The organism is Mesomycoplasma moatsii (assembly GCF_045276915.1).
GTDB lineage: Bacteria > Bacillota_I > Bacilli_A > Mycoplasmatales > Metamycoplasmataceae > UBA710.
In genome coordinates this window covers 307366-328586 of the sequence record NZ_CP174166.1, presented here as the reverse complement: position 1 = coordinate 328586, position 21221 = coordinate 307366, and the positions used below count along the sequence as shown (strand labels likewise).

Genomic DNA, 21221 nt, shown 5'->3' with positions numbered 1-21221 from the left:
AAAAATTATTTAATATCAAGAATTTTAACTTCATATTTTGTGGGAGCTTCTACAATTACAACATCACCCTTTGATTTACCAATTAAAGATAGAGCTAAAGGAGATTTGTTTGAAATTTTATTTTCAAATGGATCTACTTCATAAGTAGAAACAATTGAATATGTTTCTTTTTTATTTGTAAATTTATTATCTAAAACAACAGTTGAACCAATAGCTATTGTATCTTTCTTGTTTGATTTGATTTCTTGTGCATTTTCAAGAGTTTTTTCGATTTCTAAAATACGATCTTCAATTTGACCTTGCTTTTCTCTTGCAGCATCATATTCAGCATTTTCTGAAAGATCTCCTTGAGCTCTTGCATCTTTAATTTCTTGAATAACTTCAGGTCTCTTAACTTCAACTAAATATTTTAATTCATCTTTAAGCTCTTTTATCGCTTCTTTTGTTAACAAAATTTTAGAATTATTATTTGACATAAAACCTCTCTTTGAATATAGTCGTATTTTATTATATTTTAAAATTATACATTAACAATGTAAATAAAACAAAACAAAAAAAACTTGATTCTAATTCTAATTTTTAATTAACTGTATAAGTTTGTTTTAATCTAGTAATCATTAAAATATGACTAAATTTAAAAAAAAAAAAAAAGAACTATAATGAGTGTGTTTTAATAACGTTTTATTTTGCTGTGTTTGGGTCCGATTGAACGTTTTAAAACTGAAAAAATTAGAGAAGAGGTTAGTTTATGAATAAAAAAATAATTTTGCTTGGAACATCAACATTAGTACTTGCTGCTGTTCCAGTTATTTCTGTTGTTTCGTGTAGCGGAGGAGGAACACAACCTAGTACTACAAACAAACAAATTGTTGCCAAAAACAATTTAACAGCAAATAATTTTTTTGATTTAAGTCAAGGTTATACAATTGAACAAGCAAAAAAAGAAATCAATAATGAATTTATTTTACAAAATAAAACAAAATTATTAGATGGAGACATTTCATTAATTACACAGAAAACAGATATAGAAAATTTAGTTGTTGAAGGAGAAAATAACTCGATAACTTTAAAATTTCGAATAATTGCCGAAAAATCATATGATCAAGATGGACAAATAAATAAAGAACCCATAGATATACAAATTGTTATTACTGGATTTTCTGAAACTTCTAAATTAGAATTTGTTGAAAAAATAGAATCTTCAAATTTAATTAATCCACAAAAATTTACTAACACAAGTAGTAAGTATATTAATTTAGCTAACTCTGCTATCAGTGAAGAAGGGCAGAAAGATGCTATTTTAAGTTATTTAAAATCTAAAACATCATCTAATAATATTAATTCAGCAGGAAACAATATTTATACTATTTCAATGAGTTCAGGAACAAATACTATTTTTAATAAAATATTTGGCAATAATTGAACAGATATATTTACAAATAATGACAACAAAGATTTAAAAAATGTTAAACAACTAATTTTTGGATTTAAAATTCTTGTTAAAACAAGCAATCTTGAAAAGGATGGAGTTGCTGTTTATACAATTGAACCATCGTATTTACAATTCTCTTTTGAGTCTAAACCACAATGATTAGATGGTAATTCATATCGTTATTCATTATCTTCAAGATCTTATCTTCTAAAATATGATCTGAATGTTAAAAATAGTGAAAATGGTACTTCTGGAGAAGAAATTAACTAAAAATTTGTAGATAGTTTAAAAAAACTCTGACTTACGTCGGAGTTTTTTTACTTTGATTCTATTCTAAAAATATTATTTAATTAATTATTAAAGGGGAATGATTATCAATTTTATGCATTTATAAAAATATGATTATCTACTCTAAATCTAAAATTTATTATCTATCCCCCTCATCATTGATTTGATCAATATAGTCATAAAACAAGTCCTTTTGTCAAGATTTCAGGATATTTACCTTCTGCTGAATTACCCTTAGCATCAATTGCTTTAGTAGTAAATTTAATTTGTGTTTTAATCGGAGTTACACATGTTCCTCCACTATCTTTATTTCCATGTCTTACTTCACCTAATCAAACATAAGACGTTGAATAAACAGAGATGCTGATTTTGTTATCACCATATCATTGATTTAAAACACCTAAAACTTTACCTGAAGCATATTGAACTCATTTTTGTTGATAACCACCATTATTTTGTCCTTCAGCATAAAACTTATATGGTTCTAATCTTCAATAACCACCATTTAGAATATTTATTTGAGCATTTGCTTGTCCCTGTTGCAAAATAGATTCAACTTGTGAATATTTACTAATATTTTTATTATTAAGTTCTCATCCATCACCTCAAGTTTTCAAATCATTTGCTTGACTAGTATATGGATCTAAAAATCCATCAACAATATATTCTTTGCTAAAAGAATTACTTGAATTGTAATTATCTTTAAGTTCAAAAGCAATTTTTAATTGTGTGTTGCTTAATGAAGAATCTGTTTTTGAGTATTTGATATTAGTTATTTTAAAAGTTACACCAAAATAATCATTTGGAATATTTCATAGTCTTTTAATTCCGTTAATCAATTGTTGTGAATTATAATCTCTTCCTAAATCATTACCAAAATATGAAGTTAATCAATCACTTTTCTTGGTTCCTTGAACTTGAATACTATCTAAAAAATTAGTTTTATTCATTTGAATTAGAACTTGAGAAAAATTTTGATTTGATCTTTCAGAATATTTAACAAAACCAGATATATCTTGACTTATTTCATCAGTAAAAGTATAATTGATAGGTGATTTTCATGAATATGTAAAAGAAACATTTAATTTTCCGTTTGTTCCACCATCATAATTGAAGTTTAAGTTAATTATTTTATAATTATCATTTTGTTCTGGAATACCTAAAATATGTTCACTTCAATTGTTAGAGTTAACATCTAAATTTATCAAATTGTTTGATGTTGGTTTTAAAGAAAGTTGAATTTGATTAACTTTATTAAGAAATTCGTTTTGATATTTAACATATGGAGGGAAGAATCCTGTAACTGGATTTAGAGAAATTGTTGCACTAATTTTATTGTATATCAGTTCTATATTTATATACAAAGTTGAACCTTGACTAGTTATATTTGCTTCTTGATCTCAATCAACATTTGCGATTCTATATGTAACTACTTCGTCAGAAGTTGGAATTCCTGAAACATATTTTTGTAAAGTTTGAGGATCACTTTTTCATTCATTAGCAACTTCTTGAGAAGAAATTGTTTGTCCTTCTTTTGTTGGAAATAATTTCAAATTTTTTAAATTTTCTTTTAAAGTATTAAAGTATGAATCATCTGATTGAAATGGACCAATATTTAATTCAACATTTTTTTCCATTCCACGTCATGTCAATTTAGATACTATAATTAAACTTAATGGATTATCTTTATTTTCCTTAACTTCTAAAATCTGACTTCCTAAATCAATATCTAATTGGGTGAAATCTAAATATTTTTTAAGAGCCAACAATTTTTGAGATTCATCTCCTGCATTATTATATTCAACAAAAACATTGTATGCTGTCACGCTAGAATCTTTGATTCTAATTCCACCATTTCTTGATACAAAATTATTGCAAAGAGAATTAAATGCTTCTTGATAACTAGTTCATCCAACAACTTCAAAATTAACATCCTTTGATACAACAATGGTTTCGTTTGATTCTAAAGTTTTCGAAATAGAAAAATTCATTTTAATAGATAATTTGGTTCCTTTTATCCCTTCATCTGGTTCATCAGAATTTCAATTAACTCATTCCTTAGCTTGTTCTTCTGTTGAAAAATTGTTGGCTATTTTAACACTAGCTCCATTGTATACATTAGATTGAATTAACGAATTTGGAAAACCAAGAATATTATTAAACAAAATAACATTTTTATTGTATGGAAGTGCTTGATATCACTCATTTCAAATATCTTGACTAGTTAATGTTTGATTTGAATTAGCTCTTAAATTAGGAATAACATTTTGTTTAAAATCATCTATTATTAAGTCAAGAACATTGTTAGCATATTGATTATTAGTAAGAAAACCAGATAAAATGTAAGGGACATTAAGATCTTTATTTTTATCGTTAAAAACAATTTCAAAATTTATACTATTACCTGTTGTGCTAACTATGGGTTTTTTGATAACAAAAGTAATATTTTGAGTCAATAAATCACTTTCTAGTTGATTTATATTTGTATATTTTTTAAAGGTTGATAATATATCAGTTTCATTACATTCAACTATAAATTGATCAGCAGATATTTGCTGTCCATTTTGATTTAAGATAAATTGTCAATCAGATAATGTTGAATTTTGGTTTAGTCCATTATTTATTTCTTCTTTTCCGCAAGAAACTACCATTAACGAAATAGGGGCTAAGGTAATCACAGAACCTAAACCTAGTAACAAATGTTTTTTATTCATACCAAATCCTCTTTTAATCTTTGAATTCAAAGTAAAATTATAGTTCTTTTTTTTTTTTTTTAGGAATTTGGATTTATATGATTATTGAACTATTAATATAACACCAACTACAAAATTAAAATTTACAATGATAATATTGGAATAACATTAATTGTTTTTAACAAAAAATGTACTTTTTAAATTTTAATATCACAAAAAAATAAATTATTAACCATTTCAATATCTATTTTTGAAATAAAACCAAACTCTTATATTTTTTTTGATTTTATCACTATATTTTCCTATTGCTAAATTACCATAATTATCTTTTGCTTTTGTTGATATTGTATAGTTAACTCCAATAGTTGCAGGACAAGTTCCGTCACTATCATTATTACCATATCTTCTAGTTGATTCTTTTATAAAAAAAGTTGAATTGACCATAACACTAAATCTATTTGATGATAAATTTTCTATAATATTTTTTGCTCTTGGACCAGCATAATTTGTTCATTGTGTTTGTGAACTTGCTTCACCAGGACTACCAGCTCAAGGATCAATAGATCCACATCCATTAGCATAATGACCATATGGATAACTATAACCATAAGCAGGTCATGTTGATTGAAATGTCCCATTTCAATTATTAGGATCTTTATATTCGCTATCTACTTGACTCATTTTTGAAATATCTCTTTTGTTAAAGTCTCCATTATCTTTAACAGAAAATAAACTTACTAATTTATTGTTTGAATTTGAATGTTCAAAAGGATCAAAAAAACCACTTACAATAAATTCTTTAGCAAAAATATTGGTATTATCATATTTATTTTTTACTTCAAAAGCTATTTTTAGTTCGTTAGTTGATAAAGATGAATCTGTTTCTGAGTATTTAATATTAGTAATTTTAAAAATTACACCAAAATAATTATCCGGAATATTTCATAACCTTTTGATACCTTTAATTAAATCAGGAGATGAATAATTGTTTCCTAGATCATAGCCAAAGTAAGAAGTTAATCATTGATTTTTATTTGTGCCCTTTACTTGAATATCATCTAAAAAACTTGTTTTATTTACTTGAGCTACAACTTTTGAATAATTTTCTAGCGCTTTTACTGAATTTTTGGTAAAACCTATAATCCGTTTAGAAATAGGAATGTTAAATTGATACTCTTCTTCTGGTGTTCATGAATAATAAAAATTAACAATAAGCTCTCCTTGATCTCCGTTTGTATAGTCAAAACTTAAATTATTAATTTGATATTGTTCATTTTGTTCAGGAATACCTAAAATATGCTCAGTTCAATTATTATTATTAATTTCTGAAACAATAAGATTTTGTGAACTAGGTTTTAATGACAATTGTATATCTTGAACTTTGTTTTGAATTTGATTATTATACTGAGTATATACTGATGTAAATCCTTTTACTTTGCTTTGAATTGAATTTTTTAAACTTCCCATTTGTATTTCTATGCTAACAAATAAAACAGAACCTCTTTCAGTAATATCTGCTTCATTGTCTCAGTTAACATTTTTAATAATAACATTTGCAACATTTGTAGATATAGGTAGATTTTTAACATATTTGGATAAAGATTTATTATCTTTATTTCATTCTTCAACAACTTTTTTTGATGATAAAATTTGACCTTCTACTGTAGGTGCTAGTATAAGATTTTTAGTTTCTTCTAATAAAATATCAAAAGATTTTTGGTAACTTAAAAAACCTAAAACATTAAAAACAAAATCTTTAGAAATTGTTGCTTCTCCATTTACAGTTAATCTTGTAATAGAAAACCTAAATTTTATAGCAAGTTTTGTTCCTTTAACATTATTATCTAATTCGTCTTCATTTCAATTTACTCATTCTTTAGCTTCTGTTTCATTACTATAATTATTTTCTATTTGAATAGTAGTGTCATTATATTTGTTATTTTGTATTATAGTGTCCGGTAAACCGACTATACTATCGTATATAATTTTGTTTTTATTTGTGTCAGTTGAGTTGTATCATTTATTAAAAACATCTTGTGAAGTTATTAACGGATTTGTATTTGCTTTTAAATTTGGTACAACTAAATTTTCAAATTGTTTAATTGTTGATTCTAAAATAACATTCATATCCTCAACATTAGTTAAAAACCCAGATAAAATTAAATTTGTTATTTCTATTTCTAAATTTTTATCTTTGATTATAATTTCAACATTAACACTATTTCCTGATGAACTTGATTCATAGGATTTTATTTCAATGTATAATCCTTCATTTTTTAAATTATTTTCTAATTCATTTATATTAGTATATTTTCTAAAAATGTCCAATATTATTTCTGTTTTGTTACATTCATCAATAAATTGAGTTACTGATAAATTTTTTCCTTGATCATTCAAAGAAAAAGTCGAAGAAAAACTATATAGTATTTTATTTACGGTAGATTCTTTATTATTTTTACTACACGAAACTGCTAATGGTACAATTAGAGATAAAATAGTTGTAGCACCTAAGCCCATTAAATAAGTTTTTTTACTCATAAAGTTCACTCCTTTAGGAACAAACATAATTATAAGTTTTTTTTTTTTTTTTTCAAAATGTTACATAGTAATTTTATTTTCCAACTATATTTTTTCAATTCCGTTCATATATGGAATTAAAACTTGAGGTATATCAATACTTCCATCTTCATTTTGATATTGTTCAATTAGCGCAGCAAAAACTCGATCAATTGCTAAACCACTTCCATTTATAGTGTGAGCAAATTCTATTTTATTGTTTTCGTTTTTATATCTTATTTTTGCTCTTCTTGCTTGAAAATCACCAAAATAAGAAATTGATGAAACTTCTCTAAATCTTTGTTCTGAAGGTAATCATAATTCTAAGTCGTATGTAATCGAAGAACTAAAACCTAAGTCGCCTGTACATAAAACAATTTTTCTATAAGGAATTTCTAATAGTTCTAAAATGTTTTCCGCATCTCTAACACAAGATTCAAATTCTTTCATTGCATCTTCTTTTGAAGTAATTTTTACCATTTCCACTTTATTGAATTGTCTCGATCTAATCAAACCTCTAGTGTCTTTGCCGCCAGATCCTGCTTCTGAACGAAAGCATAGAGTATATGAAGTCATTTTTTTTGGTTTTGATAAATCAATAATTTCATCATTAAAATAATTTGTTACTGGCACTTCGGCAGTAGGAATCATCCATAAATCTTCATTTTCAATTTTGAACAAATCTTCTTTAAATTTAGGTAATTGTCCAGTTCCGAATAATATGTTTGATTTAACCATCACTGGTGGTAAAAATTCTGTATAACCATTTTTAGTATGAATATCTAACATAAAATTTTCTAAAGCTCTTATTAAGCGAGCACCTTCATTTTTAAAAATCGCAAAGCGTGAACCACTCAATTTTGTTCCGCGTTCAAAATCTACTATATCTTTTTCAACTGCAATTACATAGTGAGGTTTTATATTTTTTACAAGACCACGCCCTAAACTATCTTTTTTAATTATCTCTTTGTTATCATTTTCATTTTGACCTATAGGAACAATGTCTAATGGAATATTTGGAATGATTGGCAAAATTTCATCTAATTGTTTTTGATATTTTTCAATTTGTGTTTCTATTTCTTTGATTTCATTTTTAACTTTTAGAGCTTTTACTAATAATTCACTATTTTTGTTTGACGAAAGTAAAGAAGAAATAGAATTCTTTTCTTCTTGTTTTTCATTTAATTTAAAGATTAATTTATTTCTTTCATTAATGTTTTGTGACAAATTTTTTAATAATACTTCGTCTACGTTTCTTGTTTTAAGTTTTTCTATCACATAGTTAATATTTTTTTGAATTAGTTTACTATCTAACATAATTTATAAATTTTACACTAGTAAATTAATTTGATTTTAAGTTAAGGTAATCTATATGAGACTATAAAATGGATTTGCTTATTTCAAAAAATTAAATCATGTTTCAATTTGAATTATTTTTATCAATCTAATACTTAGTTTGCTAAAAATTAATTTTAATTGTGATAAAATAGGCGGTATGAGTAAGAGAGATTATTATGAAATTTTAGGTTTATCCAAGTCAGCTTCATCTGATGAAATTAAAAAAGCATATCGTTCTTTAGCTAAAAAATACCATCCAGATGTTAATAAGTCAAGTGATGCTGAAGAGAAATTTAAAGAAATAAATGAAGCTTATGAAGTTTTGTCAGATGAGGATAAAAGAAAAAAATATGATCAATTTGGGCATCAAGGTGTTGAGCATGGTGCTGGTTTTGGTGGTAATCCTTTTGGGGATTTTAGTTTTGATTTTGGAGGAGTTGATTTAGGAGATATTTTTGGTTCATTTTTTGGTGGTGGATCAAGAAGACAAAGTGACAATCGGCCAAGAAAAGGACAAACATTACAATCAAGAATAAAGATAAGTTTTATTGATTCTGTTTTAGGACGAATAATTGAAGAAAATTTAAATAAACATGAAATTTGCTCTTTTTGTAATGGAACAGGGGCAAATAAACCATCAGATATTGTAACTTGTGATGATTGTAACGGAAGTGGTCAAGTTACAAGACAAAGAAGAACTCCATTTGGTGTGGTTAATTCAGCAGAAATTTGTCCTAAATGTCATGGTCAAGGAAAAATAATTAAAAATAAATGTTCAAATTGTAAAGGACAAAAATACATTTCTAAAAATGTAAGAACTAAAATTAGCATCCCTGCTGGTATAAAAAATGGTCAAGAAGTAGTTGTTGAAGGTTTTGGTGGACCAGGATTAAATGGTGGACCTTCAGGCGATTTAATAATTGTTGTATATGTTGAGCCGCATAAATACTATGCAAGAGAACAAAATAATATTCACTTAGATTTTCCAGTTTCTTTTGTTGATATTATTAACGAAGCAAAGGTAAATATTCCTACTCCTTACGGAATTGAAAGAATAACTTTGTCTAATGATATTAAATCTGGAGATATTTTAACAATTAAGAATAAAGGATTTAAAGTTATTGGTACCAAGAAATATGGAGATCTAAAGCTTCATGTAAAAGTTTATATTCCAAAAATGTCTAAAAAAGAAAAAGAAAAAGTTGCTGAAATTTTAAAAAACAACAAAGATGATCAATCAAGTGTATGAATTAAAAAAGTTGGAGATAATAAATAAATGAATAAAAAAAGTAGAATCAATAAATGAAGAAAATATAGAGAAGAAATTGATTCAAATGAGAATATTCATTTTTCGATTGTTAATACTGATGAAGAACTAAAAGAAATGTTTAAGTCAATTGATTTTGATATTGAATCTGCTTATAAAAAATCGGGTTATTATTCTAAAAAGAATAACTATAATGTTTTGAATAAAAGATTTGAAGAAAAAAAAGAAATTGAAAAGTTGTTAAATTTTATTGAACAAAATGAAAGCCCAAAAAACAATAACAAACAAACTAAGGATTTTAATTCTCACAAAAATGATTCAATAATTAATGAACATTTTTTAGAATTTGTTGCTCGTGAAGATTTAGAAGATAAAATTGATCAAGGAACAACTGATCTAAAAATTAATAGAATTAACATTGTAGAAAGTAAGGATAAACAAAATGAAAAAAATTAATATTGCAATTGATGGTCCTTCAGGTGTTGGTAAAAGTACAATAGCAAAGATAGTTGCAGATAAATTAGATTTAGTTTTTATTAATACAGGACTGATGTATCGAGCAATTGGTTTTTATTGTTTAGAAAATAATATAGATCTTAACAACGAATCTGAAATAATGAACAAAATTTCTCAAATAAAAATTGAGTTATTACCTAATAATATTGTTAAATTAAACAATCTAGATGTATCTTCTAGGTTATTAGTTGATAATATTTCAATTGCAGCATCTAAAGTAGCTAAATTAAAATCAGTTAGAGAATTTTGTGTTAAAAAACAACAAGAAATTGCAAAACTTAAACCTGGAGTTATTATGGAAGGAAGAGATATTGGTTCGGTTGTTTTAAAAGATGCAGAACTAAAAATATTTTTAACTGCTTCAAATGAAGTTAGAGTTAAAAGAAGAGTAAAACAACTTTTAGAAAAAGGTGAGAAGATTGATGAAAAAGAAGTTTTGAAAAATATTGTTGATCGAGATCGTAGAGATAGCGAGCGTAAAAACACACCTTTAATTAAAGTTGAAGATGCGATTGAAATAGATACTTCAAATTTAACTTTGGAACAAGTAATAGACAAAATCATAACTTTAGCAAAAGAGAAAATGAATTAAACTATATATAATTAAAACAATTATGAAAAATCTTGTTGCTTTAGTTGGAAAGCCTAATGTAGGCAAATCTACTTTGTTTAATAGAATGATTGGTAGAAGACAATCAATTGTTTATGATGAACCAGGCGTAACTAGAGATAGACTTTATCAGAAAGCAAAATGACAAGGTAAAGAATTTGAAATTATTGATACAGGTGGAATTACTGACGAAAAAAAAGAATTTGTCAATGATATTAAGTTGCAGGCCGAAATTGCTATAAGAGAAGCAGATTTAGTTGTTTTTGTAGTCGATGGATTACAAGAAATAACAAAAGAAGACTTACTTGTTATTAATATTTTGAGAAAAGCAAATAAAAAAGTGATTGTTGCTATTAATAAAGTTGAAGGAAATAAATCTTTTGATTCAACAATTTATTCTTTGGGTATCGATGAAATGTATCCAATTTCTGCTTTGCATGGTGAAGGAACTGGAGAATTAATGGATGGTATTTTTGATAAATTAGATTGATCTAATAATCAAAAAAATAATTTTTTTAAGTTATCAATTATTGGTAAACCAAATGCAGGTAAATCTTCTTTGTTAAATAAATTGATAAATGAGAAACGATCAATTGTTTCTAAAATACCTGGAACAACAAGAGATTCAGTTAATGCAAAAATTAAAATTAATAGTCAAGAATTTGAAATTATTGATACAGCAGGAATTAATAGAAAATCGAAGCTACTTGAATCAGTTGATCATTATGCTTTAAATCGTGCTTTTAATTCACTTGAAGAGTCTAATTTAACATTATTAGTAATTGATGCAACGAAAGATTTATCGCATTTTGATGCAAGAATAGCTGGTTATGCATTAGAGTTCAATAAACCAATTATTTTAGTGATTAATAAATGAGATTTAATTAACAAAAATACAAATACTATGAATGAATTTATTAAGAAAATAAAAAAAGAATTTAAATTTATTTCTTGAGCTCCAATAATTTTTATTTCTGTTTTAGAAAATCAAAGAATTGAAAAACTTAAAGACTTAATTTTAAAAGTTAAACAAAATATTGAAAGAAAAATTAAAACATCCGTTTTAAATGAGGTTATTTTAGAAAGTCAACAAATACAACCTGCTCCTACATTTAAAGGCAAAAGATTAATTATTAATTACATTAAACAAATTGAAGGATTTATACCAACTTTTTTATTAATTGTTAACGATAAAAAACATTTACATTTTACGTATAAAAGATATCTTGAAAATCAATTAAGAGAAAATTTTGACTTTCAAGGAACACCGATCAATCTTATTTTTAAAAATAAAAATGAATAAATATTAATTTTATTGTTGTCTTTTAATTTTTAAAATGCTTTCAATAAAAGCAGAAAATAATTTTGATGGTTTTAATGGCCTAGCAGTAAATTCAGGATGATACTGTACTCCGATATAAAAAGGATGATTAGTTAATTCACAGACTTCAACAAGTTGTTCATCACCATGGTAACCACTAAATTGAAATTCTTTATCTTTTAATTTAGATATATATTTTTGATTAACTTCGTAACGATGCCTACTTCTTTCGTAAATTTTATTTTGTCCATAAATTTTGTGAATTAGTGATCCTTCAACTAAATCAATCGAACCCAAACCAAGTCTTAGAGTACCACCAATATTTTCTTTATCTTTACCTTCTATAATATCTAAAATAAAAGTTCCTTTATCACTTATTTCGCTTGAAGTGGCATTTTTAATTCCTTTTAATCTTGCCTGATTTATTGTCATTGCTTGCATCCCAAAGCAAATTCCTAGGGTAGGAATTTTATTTTCTCTAGTGTAATTTACACTAATTACTTTTCCTTCAAATCCTCGTTTTCCAAAACCTGGTAAAACTACAACGCCGTCAATATCTCTTAATTTTAAATTAACATTTTTTTCATCAATTTCAACAGAGGAAATCCATTTTAAATTAAGATGAGCATTTTTGTGAACACTACTAATAAGTAAAGCTTCTTTAATAGATTTATATGCATCTTCAAGTTCTACATATTTACCAACCATAGCAATATTTATTTCGGTTTTGTTAGGAGCTTCAATTTTGTTTACAAATTTTTCTCATTCGACCAAATTAGATTTTTTCCCTTTTAGAGAAAAATGTTTCAATATTTTTTCGCAAACATTTTGTGATTCTAAGTAAAGTGGGATTTTATAAACCGAATCAAAATCAGGTAAAGCAACAATGTTATCTTTTGGGATATAAGTATTATTTGCAATTTTATTGATAATGGTATCACTAATTTGATTTTGTGATCTTAGAAATATCATATTTGGTCTAATCCCATTAGATGCTAATGTTGATAAAGAATTTTGTGTTGGTTTGGTTTTAAATTCACGTGAAGCGTTTAATCAAGGAACAAAAGTAACATGAATAAAAAAAGTTGAGTTTGTATTTTGAAAACTATAGTCGCTAATAGCCTTTAAAAATGGATTAGATTCAATATCTCCTACAGTTCCACCGATTTCAACAATATGAAAATCAGGTTTTTCTTTTTTTATTGCTGAATCAATAACTTTAATAATCTCATTAGTAAAGTGAGGAACTAATTGAACAGTTTTACCTTCGTATTTTCCTTTTCTCTCATTTTCAAAAATTCTTTTATAAATTTTTCCTGTTGTGTAATTTGATTCTTTTAGAAGATTCTCATCAATAAATCTTTCATAATGACCTAAATCTAAGTCTGTTTCCCCTCCATCTTCAGTTACAAAAACTTCTCCATGTTCATAAGGAGATAAAACTCCAGGATCAATATTTAGATAACAATCTAATTTCTGCATAAATATTTTGAATCCGCGTGACTTTAATATATTTCCAAGCGAAGCTGCTGCTATTCCCTTACCAATTCCTGAAATAACACCACCAGTTACAAAAATTACTTTTGTTTTATTACTTTTAATTTGTTTTGTTTCTTTCTTCATTTGATTAATTTCTCCAAAAATTTTTTAAACTCAAAGATTTGAAAATCGTTTTCAAATCTTTGAGTTAATGCTTGGTATATCTTTAAAAATCTATTCAAAAATTATAGTTGAAATAATTTAACTTTCGAATAAAAAAACTTGTTATAATTCTAGTGCAACGTTAGCTAAGAAGCATGAGGTTCTTGATACACGGAGAATAGTTGTCTATCGTATATCATGTATTTATGTGGAGCTAGTTCAAAAAGAACAAAAGGAGACAACTTGAAAATATATGGAAAAAGTAAACATTAAATTATCTGCTTATGAATCACAATTAGTTGACCAAGCAGCGATAAAAGTTATTCAAGCGATTAAGTCGATTGGCGCAAAATATAGTGGACCAGTTCCATTGCCAACAAAATACGAAGAATTTACAATTTTGCGTTCTGTTCATATTAACAAAAAATCTCGTGAACAATTTGAAAGAAGAACACATAAAAGATTGATTGTTTTAAAAGATCCATCAAAAGAATTAATGGAAAAATTACAAAGAGCAGAATTACCAGCAGGTGTAAATATTGAATTAATTACAAGATCAAACAATAGTAAATAACTTAAGGTAGGAAATTATGAAAGGAATTTTAGGAAGAAAAATTGGAATGACTCAGATTTATTCTGATCATGGTTATTCAATTCCTGTTACTATCGTTAGCATTGAAAAAAATATAGTGACAAAAGTTTTAACAAAAGACAAAAATGGTTATGATGCTATTCAATTGTCTGTTGGTGAAAAAAAAGAAAAACACTCATCTAAAGCAATGATTAATCATTTTAAAAAAGCTAATACAACTCCTAAACGTTTTGTAAAAGAAATTCGTGGTATGAGTGGTTACAATTTAGGAGATGAAGTCAAAGCATCAATATTTGTATCTGGTGAATTAGTGGACGTTACAGGTATTTCAAAAGGTAAGGGGTTTGCCGGAACAATTAAGAGATGAAATCAACATATTGGACCTAAATCACACGGAGGTGGTGGTGGTTCTCAACCGATTCGTCAAACAGGTTCTCTTGGAGATATTTCAGGTAATAAGGTTTTTAAAGGAATGACTATGCCTGGACATCTAGGTCATGTTCAAAGAACAGTTCAAAATTTGGTTGTTGTTAATGTAAATGAAAAAGATAATTACATTTTAATTAAAGGATCGGTTCCTGGGCCAAATAAAGGATATATCATTATTAAACAAGCTATAAAACAACTTCCAAACAAATCAGAAATTAAACTTGTTAATTTTAGAGAAGAAATTGAAAAAAATGAATTACTTGAAGAAAGTAAAAAATTCGGAGCCGAAATTAATTCTGATATGTCAGTAGAAGAAATGAAAGAAGTTGTAGAACAAGCTAAAGAAGAAAAAGAAATAGAAAATGAAGGTAAGGAAAAGGAGGAGATAAATAATGGCTAACAAAGTTAAAAGTGACAAAGCTCAAAAAAATGAATCTCCAAAGTTTAAACCTTTAAATAATAATGTTAAGTTACCAAAAGAAGTGTTTGAAGCAAAGATTAACGAACAAGTAATGTTTGATACTGTAATGATGGAACGTGCTTCTAGACGTCAGGGAACACACAGTGTTAAATCAAGAGCAGATGTTTCGGGTACAGGTAAAAAGCCTTGAAAACAAAAAGGTACAGGTAGAGCAAGACAAGGTTCTTTAAGATCTCCTCAATTTGTAGGTGGTGGACGTGCATTTGGACCAAAAACTGAAAGAAATTACAAAATAAAAGTAAATAAAAAAGTAAGAAAATTAGCATTCTTTTCAGCATTATCTTTACTTGCAAAAGAAGGTTCAGTATTGATTAATGATTCTATCAAATTAGACAAACCCAAAACAAAAGAATTATTGAAACAACTTAGTGGATTGAATTTAGAGGGAAGAAAAAAAATTATTATTGTATCAAGTGATGAAAATATATACAAATCATCAAGCAATATTCCTAATGTTGCAGCAATTAAATTAAATGCTCTAACAGTAGAAGCTTTGTTGTGAACTGATGCTTTGATATTAACTTCTGATGACGTTAAAAAACTAGAAGGGATGGTTAAATAATGAATATAACAGACATTATTAAATATCCAATATTAACCGAAAAAACTTATCAACAAATGCAAGAAAACATTTATACATTTGCTGTTGATAGAAGAGCAACAAAATTTGATATTAAAAGAGCAGTAGAATTTATATTTCAAGTTAAAGTAGATAAAATTAATACTTTTAATGTGCCAAAAAAACCAAAAAAGGTAGGTAGATATAGTGGTTTTGTTGCTGGTTATAAAAAAGCAATTATTAAATTGTCAGAAGGAACAATTCAAATTCTCCCAGAAGAGGGAATTGCAACAGATAAAGAATTAAAAGAAAATAAAGAAGAAAAAGTAAAAGCGAAAATTAAAGAGGTTTCTGAAATAGAAAAAAGAGCAGAAGAAAAAATTAAAAAAGCTTCTAAAGAAAAAGTAATAAAAACCGAAAAAGAAACTAAAGATAAAAGCTTAGAAGAAAAAAAATAAATATTTTTAAGCAAAGGAGAAAATCATGGCAATTAAGTATTTAAAGCCAACAACAAATGGTCGTCGTAATATGACAGTGCTAGATTACAAACAAAATCTTAGTGGTCATGAACCTGAAAAATCATTGTTAGTTACATTACAACCGCAATCAGGTAGAAATAATCAAGGTAAAATAACAACAAGACATAAAGGTTCAAGAGTAAAAAGAAAGTATAGAATCATTGATTTTAAAAGAAACAAAGATGGAATTGAAGGTAAAGTTGTTTCAATTGAGTATGATCCAAATAGATCTTCAAACATTTCATTAATTGTTTATGCTGATGGAGAAAAAAGATATATTATTCATCCAAAAGGTTTAGAAGTCGGAGATAAAATCATTTCAGGACCTAACGTTGATATTAAAGTAGGAAATACTTTGCCACTTGAAAATATTCCTGAAGGAACATTTATTCATAATTTAGAATTACAACCTGGAGCTGGAGCAAAATTAGCAAGATCAGCAGGTTCTTCTGCTCAAATTCTTGGAATGGATGAAGCCAAAAAATATGTTATTGTAAGATTAAAATCGGGTGAAGTAAGAAAATTTTTACCAAAAGCAAGAGCAACAATTGGGGTTGTTGGAAATGAAGAACATTCACTAGTAAACATTGGTAAAGCTGGTAGAAATCGTCACAAAGGAATTAGACCAACAGTTAGAGGTTCAGTAATGAACCCAATTGATCACCCACATGGTGGTGGAGAAGGTAAGCAACCTATTGGTCGTAAAAGTCCAATGACACTATGAGGTAAAAAAGCGCTTGGAGTTAAAACAAGAGATACTAAAAAATCATCAAATAAATTGATTATAAGAAGACGGAAAGGAGTTGAAAAATAATGGCTAGATCACTTAAAAAAGGACCATTTGCTGATGAGCATTTATTAAAAAAAGTTGAAGCAATCAATTCAAAAAAAGCTCCTAAAAAACCAATTAAAACTTGATCAAGACGTTCAACAATATTTCCGGAGTTTGTTGGTTTAACATTCCAAGTGCACAATGGTAAAAAATTTATTGATGTTTATGTAACAGATGATATGGTTGGACACAAACTTGGAGAATTTTCACCAACAAGAACATACACAGGTCATGGTGCTGATAAAGGAAAGAAAAAGTAATTTATGAAAACACAAGCAATTGCACAATTAAAATTACAAAGAATTTCAGCGCAAAAAGCGCGTCTTGTTGCTGATCTTATTAGATATAAAACATCATCTGAAGCTTTATCAATATTAAAAAATTCAAACAAAAAAGCAGCTAGATTATTGCTTAAATTATTGCAATCGGCTATTGCAAATGCTGTTAATAATAAAGGGATGAATGTAGACAAATTGTTTTTAGCGGAAGTTTTAATTAATGAAGGACCTACATTAAAAAGATTTCAACCAAGAGCTCAAGGTAGAGCATATTCAATTTTTAAAAGAACATCTCATATGATCATAAAACTTGAAGAACAAGTTGTAGAAGCAAAATAAAGGAAGGTAATTAAATGGGACAAAAAGTTAATCCAAATGGATTCCGTTACGGAATTACAAAGCCACATAATACTGTTTGATATGCAGATAAAAATAATTTTCCTAGACTTCTACTAGAAGATCAAAAAATTTACCAATATTTAGATCAATTTACAAGAGAATATGGGATTGGAAAAGTTGAAATTAAGAGATTGCAAAATGGCAAAGTAACAGTATTTATTCATACAGCAAAACCAGGTGTTGTTTTAGGTCAAGAAGGCAATAATATTAAGACATTAACAAAAAATATTCAAAAATTTACTAAAAATAAAAGTCTTAATTTAAATATTGAAGTAGTAGTGATTGAAAACCCTTCTTTAAATGCTAAATTATTAGCTGAAGATATAGCAATTAAATTAGAAAATCGTGGTTCATTTAGAAATGCTCAAAAACAGGTTATTCGTGATGCGATGAAAGCAGGAGCTTCAGGAATAAAAACAAAAGTTAGTGGTCGTTTAAATGGTGTTGATATGGCTAGATCAGAAGGATATTCAGAAGGTGAAATGAAATTACATACTTTAAGGCAAAATGTTGATTATGCTACTGCTACAGCTAGAACTACTTATGGAGCTATCGGAGTAAAAGTTTGATTATCGCTTGGTGATGTGAAAGAAGGTGGTAAATAATGTTGCAACCTAAAAGAACAAAACATCGTAAATCATTCAAAATTTACCATGATCGGGGTAAAGCATTTAGAGGGAATAAAGTTTCTTTTGGAGAATTTGGTTTGCAAGCAAAAACCTCAGCTTGAATTACTGCAAGACAAATTGAAGCTGCAAGGATTGCAATTACACGTAAAATGGGTCGTGAAGGACAAGTTATTATCAGAATTTTTCCTCATTTATCACTAACATCTAAACCAATCGGTGTTCGTATGGGTAAAGGAAAAGGTAATCCTGAAAAATGAGTTGCTGTTGTTAAAGAAAATACTATGATGTTTGAAGTTAAGGGTGTGAGTGAAGAAATTGCAAAAGAAGCTTTAAGACTTGGTGGTCATAAACTCCCAGTTAAAGTAAAAATTCTTTCAAGAGTTGAATCATCAGTAGCTGAGAATGGTGGTAAATAATGAAATTCAAAGATATTGAAAATAAGTCAAAAACAGAATTAAATGAATTGCTAAATGATTTAAAAGCTGAATCATTTACCCTTGGATGAAAAAACAAAACACAACAGTTAGATCAAACTCATAAAATTAAATTAGTTAGAAGAGATATTGCAAAAGTTTTAACAGCTTTAAAACAAGTTGAATTGAAAGAATCTTTAGAAAAACAACAAAAACAAGAAAATATTAAATCATCAAAAAAATCAACTAAAAAATCAACACCAAAAAAAGAAGGGAATAAATAATGGAACAACAAACAAGATTGAATAATCGTAAATCATTAAATGGACGTGTTGTTTCAACAAAAAACTCGAAAACAATTATTGTTGCAGTTGATATTTATGTTAAACACCCCTTGTATGGTAAACGTTTTAGAAAAACTAAAAAATTTGCTGCTCATGATGAAAAAGAAGAAGCAAAAGTTGGTGATATTGTAAAAATAACATCAACAAGACCATATTCAAAAACAAAAACATTCCGTTTAGAAAAAATTAGAGAACATGTGAAAGAAGGTAACTAATGGTTTTGGAACAATCAAGATTAGTTGTAGCTGATAATTCTGGAGCAAAAGAAGTTGGCTTGATTAGAAATATTGGTGGTTCTGTTAAGAAAACTTCAAACATTGGTGATATTATTGTTTGTTCTGTAAAAAAAGCATTACCAAATGGAATAGTAAAAGAAGGTCAAGTTGTTAAAGCAGTTATTGTTCGCTCAAAGTATGGTATTAAAAGAAAAGATGGTTCACATATCAAATTTGATGATAATGCAGTAATTATTATTAAAGAAGATGGAACACCAAGAGGAACAAGGGTATTTGGACCAGTAGCTCGTGAATTAAGAGAAAAAGGTTATTTAAAAATTGTTTCTCTAGCACCTGAGGTTATTTAAAAGGAGGTAATTATGAAATTAAGAAAAAATGATGAAGTAGTAATTATTTCTGGAGTAGAAAAAGGTAAAACAGGTTTTATTACTAAAATTGACCACAAAAAAAATCGTGTTTATGTAAAAGATATTAATATGGTTGTTAAGCATCGTAAACCTACTCAACAAAATGCTGAGGGTTCAATCGAAAGAAAAGAAGCTTCAATTCATATTTCAAATGTTGCATTAAAATCAAAAGATTCTAAAAAAGGGTCACCAATTGCTGCAAGAGTTGGTTATAGAATTGAAAAAGATAAAAAAATTAGAATTGATAAAAAATCAGGAAAGGAAATCTAACATATGAAATCATCATTACAGATTAAATATGAAAAAGAAATCGTTCCTGCATTAATTAAACAATTTAATTATTCTTCAATTATGGAAGTTCCAAGAATTGAAAAAATTGTTGTCAATATGACAGCTGGGAAAGAAGTTTCTAATTCAAAAGCGATTGAAGAAGTGCAAAATGAATTAACTTTAATTACTGGGCAAAAACCTTATGTTGTTAAAGCTAAAAAATCAAATGCTTCTTTTAAATTACGTGAAGGAATGTCAATGGGCGGGAAGGTAACCATGAGAAGAACTAGAATGTGAACATTCTTAAATGAATTAATTAATGTTTCAATTCCGCGTATTCGTGATTTTAGAGGAGTAAATCCAAAAGCATTTGATGGTAGAGGAAATTATTCTCTTGGTATTAAAGAACAAATTATTTTTCCAGAAATTTCGTTTGATAAGATTAGAAAAATTAAAGGCTTAGATGTAATTATTGTTACAAGTGCTAAAACTGATAATGAAGCACTAGAACTTCTAAAATTATTAGGAATGCCATTTGCGCATCAACAAAAATAATAGATAATAAAAAGGAAAAAAATATGGCAAAAAAATCGTTGAAAGTTAAAGCTGAAAAACATCCAAAATTTTCATCAAGAAAATATACAAGATGTCAATTATGTGGTCGACCACATGCAGTATTAAGAAAATTTCAAATTTGTAGGATTTGTTTTAGAAATCTAGCACATGAAGGGAAAATCCCAGGCATAAAGAAAGCGAGTTGATAGTTTATGGCTTTTATTAGTGATCCAATTTCAGATATGATTGTTCGTATCAAAAATGCAAATGCTAGAAAACACAAAACAGTTTCAATGCCTCATTCAAAATTAAAAATGAAAATATTATCTATTATTAAAGATGAAGGTTATATTAGTAAATTTGAAGAAATAGTTTTAGAAAATAACAAAAAAGAAATCTTGGTAACTTTGAAATACAAAGGTAATGAAAGAGTTATTACTGATATTAAAAGAATTTCTAAGCCAGGTTTAAGAGTTTATGTCCCTGTTGAAGAAGTACCAACTGTTCAATCAGGATTTGGTGTTGCTATTATTTCTACTTCAAAAGGATTATTAACAGATAAAGAAGCAAGAAAGGAAAATGTAGGCGGTGAAGTTATTGCCTATATTTGATAGGAG

At 27.0% G+C, this 21221-nt stretch carries 25 protein-coding genes and 1 pseudogene; 21 read left to right on the top strand and 5 right to left on the bottom strand.

What is annotated here, in order from left to right:
• Positions 1 to 5 precede the first annotated feature (5 nt).
• Positions 6 to 476 (bottom strand): transcription elongation factor GreA, encoded by a 471-nt coding sequence (gene greA, locus ACJA28_RS01610; protein WP_022935498.1) that lies wholly within the window; start codon positions 474 to 476, stop codon positions 6 to 8.
• A gap of 272 nt (positions 477 to 748) precedes the next feature.
• Here greA and ACJA28_RS01605 point away from each other — a divergent pair, with 272 nt between their 5' ends.
• On the top strand, positions 749 to 1702 hold the full coding sequence (locus ACJA28_RS01605; protein ID WP_022935682.1) for a hypothetical protein: 954 nt from the start codon (positions 749 to 751) through the stop codon (positions 1700 to 1702).
• Between the two features lie 161 nt (positions 1703 to 1863).
• Here ACJA28_RS01605 and ACJA28_RS01600 read toward each other — a convergent pair whose 3' ends face one another.
• The 3 genes from ACJA28_RS01600 to serS all read right to left on the bottom strand — a co-directional run bounded on the left by ACJA28_RS01600 (position 1864) and on the right by serS (position 8286).
• Positions 1864 to 4434: a hypothetical protein gene (locus ACJA28_RS01600; RefSeq protein WP_022935681.1), complete on the bottom strand. Its 2571-nt coding sequence runs from the start codon at positions 4432 to 4434 to the stop codon at positions 1864 to 1866.
• Between the two features lie 207 nt (positions 4435 to 4641).
• On the bottom strand, positions 4642 to 6951 hold the full coding sequence (locus ACJA28_RS01595) for a hypothetical protein (RefSeq protein WP_406602224.1): 2310 nt from the start codon (positions 6949 to 6951) through the stop codon (positions 4642 to 4644).
• Between the two features lie 84 nt (positions 6952 to 7035).
• Positions 7036 to 8286, bottom strand: coding sequence for a serine--tRNA ligase (serS, locus tag ACJA28_RS01590; protein ID WP_022935352.1), 1251 nt, complete (start codon positions 8284 to 8286; stop codon positions 7036 to 7038).
• A gap of 178 nt (positions 8287 to 8464) precedes the next feature.
• On the opposite strand from serS, the gene dnaJ reads away from it, so the two are divergent.
• The 4 genes from dnaJ to der are packed head-to-tail and all read left to right on the top strand — an operon-like array spanning position 8465 to position 12003.
• Positions 8465 to 9583, top strand: coding sequence for a molecular chaperone DnaJ (gene dnaJ, locus ACJA28_RS01585; protein WP_022935351.1), 1119 nt, complete (start codon positions 8465 to 8467; stop codon positions 9581 to 9583).
• Entirely contained in the window at positions 9584 to 10030 is a 447-nt protein-coding gene (locus ACJA28_RS01580) for a hypothetical protein (RefSeq protein ID WP_022935350.1), read from the top strand.
• On the top strand, positions 10017 to 10682 hold the full coding sequence (gene cmk / locus ACJA28_RS01575) for a (d)CMP kinase (protein WP_022935349.1): 666 nt from the start codon (positions 10017 to 10019) through the stop codon (positions 10680 to 10682). Before ACJA28_RS01580 ends, cmk begins: the two co-directional genes overlap by 14 nt.
• Positions 10683 to 10704: 22 nt before the next feature.
• The gene (gene der / locus ACJA28_RS01570; protein ID WP_022935348.1) at positions 10705 to 12003 is read left to right on the top strand and encodes a ribosome biogenesis GTPase Der; all 1299 of its coding nucleotides are present in this window, start codon (positions 10705 to 10707) and stop codon (positions 12001 to 12003) included.
• Positions 12004 to 12012: 9 nt separating this feature from the next.
• Here der and ACJA28_RS01565 read toward each other — a convergent pair whose 3' ends face one another.
• Complete coding sequence (locus tag ACJA28_RS01565; protein WP_022935347.1) at positions 12013 to 13644, bottom strand: CTP synthase; 1632 nt, start codon at positions 13642 to 13644, stop codon at positions 12013 to 12015.
• Positions 13645 to 13915: 271 nt separating this feature from the next.
• Here ACJA28_RS01565 and rpsJ point away from each other — a divergent pair, with 271 nt between their 5' ends.
• From rpsJ to rpsH, 16 genes and pseudogenes are all read left to right on the top strand, one after another.
• Complete coding sequence (gene rpsJ, locus ACJA28_RS01560; RefSeq protein WP_022935346.1) at positions 13916 to 14236, top strand: 30S ribosomal protein S10; 321 nt, start codon at positions 13916 to 13918, stop codon at positions 14234 to 14236.
• A 16-nt stretch (positions 14237 to 14252) separates the two neighbouring features.
• The gene (gene rplC / locus ACJA28_RS01555; RefSeq protein ID WP_027121711.1) at positions 14253 to 15083 is read left to right on the top strand and encodes a 50S ribosomal protein L3; all 831 of its coding nucleotides are present in this window, start codon (positions 14253 to 14255) and stop codon (positions 15081 to 15083) included.
• Complete coding sequence (gene rplD / locus ACJA28_RS01550) at positions 15076 to 15726, top strand: 50S ribosomal protein L4 (RefSeq protein WP_406602223.1); 651 nt, start codon at positions 15076 to 15078, stop codon at positions 15724 to 15726. The genes rplC and rplD overlap by 8 nt, the downstream gene beginning before the upstream one ends.
• Positions 15726 to 16181 (top strand): 50S ribosomal protein L23, encoded by a 456-nt coding sequence (gene rplW, locus ACJA28_RS01545; protein WP_022935345.1) that lies wholly within the window; start codon positions 15726 to 15728, stop codon positions 16179 to 16181. Before rplD ends, rplW begins: the two co-directional genes overlap by 1 nt.
• A 25-nt stretch (positions 16182 to 16206) precedes the next feature.
• The gene (gene rplB / locus ACJA28_RS01540; RefSeq protein ID WP_022935344.1) at positions 16207 to 17055 is read left to right on the top strand and encodes a 50S ribosomal protein L2; all 849 of its coding nucleotides are present in this window, start codon (positions 16207 to 16209) and stop codon (positions 17053 to 17055) included.
• Positions 17055 to 17333: a 30S ribosomal protein S19 gene (gene rpsS, locus ACJA28_RS01535; RefSeq protein ID WP_022935343.1), complete on the top strand. Its 279-nt coding sequence runs from the start codon at positions 17055 to 17057 to the stop codon at positions 17331 to 17333. The genes rplB and rpsS overlap by 1 nt, the downstream gene beginning before the upstream one ends.
• Positions 17334 to 17336: 3 nt before the next feature.
• Positions 17337 to 17690: a 50S ribosomal protein L22 gene (rplV, locus tag ACJA28_RS01530; RefSeq protein ID WP_022935342.1), complete on the top strand. Its 354-nt coding sequence runs from the start codon at positions 17337 to 17339 to the stop codon at positions 17688 to 17690.
• Positions 17691 to 17704: 14 nt separating this feature from the next.
• Entirely contained in the window at positions 17705 to 18355 is a 651-nt protein-coding gene (gene rpsC, locus ACJA28_RS01525; protein WP_022935341.1) for a 30S ribosomal protein S3, read from the top strand.
• Positions 18355 to 18795, top strand: coding sequence for a 50S ribosomal protein L16 (gene rplP / locus ACJA28_RS01520; protein WP_022935340.1), 441 nt, complete (start codon positions 18355 to 18357; stop codon positions 18793 to 18795). Before rpsC ends, rplP begins: the two co-directional genes overlap by 1 nt.
• Positions 18795 to 18983: pseudogene (gene rpmC / locus ACJA28_RS01515) on the top strand (50S ribosomal protein L29); the annotation flags it as partial. The gene rplP and the pseudogene rpmC, both read left to right, overlap by 1 nt.
• Before the next feature lie 92 nt (positions 18984 to 19075).
• Positions 19076 to 19351, top strand: coding sequence for a 30S ribosomal protein S17 (gene rpsQ / locus ACJA28_RS01510; RefSeq protein WP_022935338.1), 276 nt, complete (start codon positions 19076 to 19078; stop codon positions 19349 to 19351).
• Positions 19351 to 19719, top strand: a complete 369-nt coding sequence (rplN, locus tag ACJA28_RS01505; RefSeq protein ID WP_022935337.1) for a 50S ribosomal protein L14 — start codon at positions 19351 to 19353, stop codon at positions 19717 to 19719. Before rpsQ ends, rplN begins: the two co-directional genes overlap by 1 nt.
• A 12-nt stretch (positions 19720 to 19731) precedes the next feature.
• Positions 19732 to 20049, top strand: coding sequence for a 50S ribosomal protein L24 (rplX, locus tag ACJA28_RS01500; protein ID WP_022935336.1), 318 nt, complete (start codon positions 19732 to 19734; stop codon positions 20047 to 20049).
• 3 nt (positions 20050 to 20052) lie between these two features.
• On the top strand, positions 20053 to 20604 hold the full coding sequence (rplE, locus tag ACJA28_RS01495; protein ID WP_022935335.1) for a 50S ribosomal protein L5: 552 nt from the start codon (positions 20053 to 20055) through the stop codon (positions 20602 to 20604).
• Between the two features lie 23 nt (positions 20605 to 20627).
• Positions 20628 to 20813, top strand: coding sequence for a type Z 30S ribosomal protein S14 (locus tag ACJA28_RS01490; RefSeq protein WP_022935334.1), 186 nt, complete (start codon positions 20628 to 20630; stop codon positions 20811 to 20813).
• 3 nt (positions 20814 to 20816) lie between these two features.
• Entirely contained in the window at positions 20817 to 21218 is a 402-nt protein-coding gene (gene rpsH, locus ACJA28_RS01485; protein ID WP_022935333.1) for a 30S ribosomal protein S8, read from the top strand.
• Positions 21219 to 21221 lie beyond the last annotated feature (3 nt).